This is a genomic window from Nocardia sp. CY41 (assembly GCF_009829325.1).
Taxonomy (GTDB): domain Bacteria; phylum Actinomycetota; class Actinomycetes; order Mycobacteriales; family Mycobacteriaceae; genus Nocardia.
Genome location: NZ_VUOS01000102.1, coordinates 1 through 2,183 on the forward strand (window position 1 = coordinate 1; position 2,183 = coordinate 2,183).

3 protein-coding genes are annotated in these 2,183 nt (G+C 63.5%); 2 read left to right on the forward strand and 1 reads right to left on the reverse strand.

From position 1 onward, the window contains the following. Positions 1-231 (forward strand): integrase core domain-containing protein (locus GVY64_RS36815; protein ID WP_201298338.1); only part of this gene is annotated, 231 nt, incomplete at its 5' end. Positions 232-484: 253 nt separating this feature from the next. Then, complete coding sequence (locus tag GVY64_RS36820) at positions 485-715, forward strand: hypothetical protein (protein WP_159851293.1); 231 nt, start codon at positions 485-487, stop codon at positions 713-715. Between the two features lie 81 nt (positions 716-796). On the opposite strand, the gene GVY64_RS39410 is transcribed toward GVY64_RS36820, so the two are convergent. Further along, complete coding sequence (locus GVY64_RS39410; RefSeq protein WP_159851295.1) at positions 797-1,045, reverse strand: DUF5131 family protein; 249 nt, start codon at positions 1,043-1,045, stop codon at positions 797-799. Between the last annotated feature and the right edge of the window lie 1,138 nt (positions 1,046-2,183).

Consider the following 2,183-nt stretch of genomic DNA (forward strand, 5'->3'; position numbering starts at 1 on the left):
CCCCGGCTCAACGGCAAGGTCGAGCGCTCCCACCGCATCGACGCCGAGGAGTTCTACCGCCTCCTCGACGGCGTCGTCATCGATGACGCCGGGCTGTTCAACGACAAACTGAAGGAGTGGGAGGACTACTACAACTATCACCGTCCCCACGGCGGCCTCGCAGGACAGACACCCTATGAGAGGCTGCTACAGAAAACCCGAGCCCACACTGTCATCGGTCATCGTCAGTAGCACAGCTAGGCGGCGCAGCTCCAGACGCAACTTCCGCACCTGACGCAACCGCCCGGCCAACGCCCTTCTTTGTGGTTTCCCTTCCTTGTGGTCCCCCTCCCCTACCGGACATTCCCCTGTGGGCATGCCGGGACTTGGAAATCCCGGCACCCTCCCGGCATTGTCCCGTCACTGTCCCGGCAGAAATCGACTCCCAGACATGCCAGTAGGCCCGCCTGGCGGGCCTACTGGCGTGGAGTCGGAGGGTCCCATCATGAGCGAGTCCGAATGGTGCGCCGCCAAGAACCGCCACCCCGTCGGCTCCGCAGTCACCGCCGAGATCACCGACGTCTTCCCCAGCACCCGCGAATACTTCGTCGCATTCGACGGCCTCCGGTCCGGCCTGTTCTGGTCGGGCACGCCCCCCGTCGTGGGCACCACCGCCCAGTTCACCGTCGACCGACATCTCGACGCAACCCGAAGAATTCGACTGCGCAGCGCCTGACAAACCCAGCACCTCGTCATGACTTGTGCCAGTCATGGTGCAGAGAAGTTTGAAGAAGAACGGCACCTCAGCCTCGACGCACTAGTCGCACAGATCCCGCACCCAATCCGGGTCCATCGCCCGGGCGGCCGGTCCGGACTCGCCGCCGACGATGACCCCATTGATCTCGGACGCATCTGTCGGGAGACCCTCGGCGACCAGGTAATCAGCGAAGTAGCCGAGGTGAACCAGGTAGACGTCGATCGTCTTCTTGGCGCGGTTGTTCCTCCGTAGCTCGGTCGCGAAGGCGTCTCGCAATTTACGGATGTCGTCCAGCGAAGCCGACCCCATCGCCCGATGCAACCCCAATAATCTATTCGTGGACGAGCTCTGCTCTAGATCGAAGCCTTTCCAGAAGCAAAAACTTCCTGCTCAGAGGGCATTTGTGGGGCGGGCGGGCTCGAACCCGCGACCAATGGAATATGAGATCAATGCTCCGAACGGTGTCCTGACTCGCAAAACACCGGTCAGCCGTCACCATAGAAGCAAAATACATTGGTGCCGAGACAGGCGCTGCTTTGATCTTGATTCCCCGGACGGCGGCACAGGTTCAATCCCAATATCGCACCACCTTCTCACGAGGTCAGACAACTGGCTCGCGAATGGCGGCCAGGAGCACGATCTGATGATGCTGGCTTGGCGGTCACGCCAGATGACCAGCAGGTACGGTGGCTTCTATCGCGGATGAACGTGCACATGACGCCGCGCGCGTCTTCGCGACCGCATCCCGAATCTCAGTCAGCACCGTCCAACCTGGCGAGCGCGGACAGGCCGGATCTCATCCACAGCCGGGATCCGTTCGACTCACCGTTCGGCCGTCTGGACACGTATGTCCGGTGGCGCCGCTGCGCTGCCTGGAATGCCGACACGCGCTGATCCTGCCGTCGAATCTGCCGCAGAGCTGTTGCTGCTGTCGGATCACTTGCAGCGGCTGCGCGACCTCCCTACCCCCAACCACTTCCAGACGCTGTGGGGGCAAAGCGCCGCGAACCTGGAGGCTGTCTTGGCCGAACGCAGCGACACCGAGTCACGTGGGCCCGTCGGCAGATCGAGCTCGGCGAAGCCGGACTGCACCTTCCCCCGGCCGCGCACACGGAGTTCGACCGGTGAGCAGGCACCCGCTGCGCCCCCCGGGAGCTTCGGCGCGTTTCGGTGACGACGAAGCCGTCATCCAGCCACACCCGCTGCCGCCCGATGCCACACCGCCGCGGTTTGGTGACACCGGCATCTGGGACCTCAACGGTGTGGTCGAACGTCCAGCGAACCAGTCCGCGGCCAACTACAGGGTGCTGTTCACCGGCCTAAGAGCTCCTATCAGGTTCGGTTGCGGAGTCTTCGCCAGCAGATGAGGGCGGCGGCGAGGTCGAGGAATCCTTGGTGGATGTCGGTGCGTCGTTCCCAGCGGGTGGCCAGGCGGCGGTAGTGGTGT